Annotated in this window: 1 protein-coding gene; it reads left to right on the forward strand. The window is 55.0% G+C overall.

Annotation, left to right across the window (positions count from 1 at the left end):
* Positions 1 to 217 precede the first annotated feature (217 nt).
* Positions 218 to 562: response regulator (locus ACXJ7R_RS35965; protein WP_457155922.1), on the forward strand; the 345-nt coding region annotated here is incomplete at its 3' end.

Below are 562 nucleotides of genomic sequence, written 5' to 3' on the forward strand. Positions count from 1 at the left end.
CCCACTGGTTGAGGGGACGAAGCAGGATCCCTTTCTTGCGCACAAAAAAAGCCTGCAGCCTTGGGTAAAAGGTGACGGGCTGCTCGGAAGACGCCAGCAGAGGGACGTTAGCTGGCTCAGTAACTTTCTTCCGAAAAGTGCATGCTTTCGGCAGTTGTTTATATGGAACAAATACCGGTGTTGCGCGTAGTGGTGCGCACACTGGGGACATTAACAAATGCATGTCGGGGCGGTTCTTGTCGTTGAGGATGAGCCCCTAATCCTGCTCGATCTCGAATCGGCATTGGAGGAAGCTGGCTTTGAAGTGGCGTCGGCCCGAGATGCCGCCGAAGCTATAACGGCTTTCGATGCATCTCCTGACAAATTTAAGGGCCTCATTACAGATATCCGCCTAGGGGCAGGCCAGTCCGGTTGGGAGGTGGCTAGGCATCTGCGGCAAGCCAACTCCATTCCCCACGTGATCTACATCAGCGGCGATAGCGGCATTCATTGGGGCGCTGAGGGCGTGCCTAATAGCGTGATGATCACGAAGCGGTTGGTTTTGTCCAGATCATCACGGCTC

Source organism: Mesorhizobium sp. P5_C1, assembly GCF_054049815.1.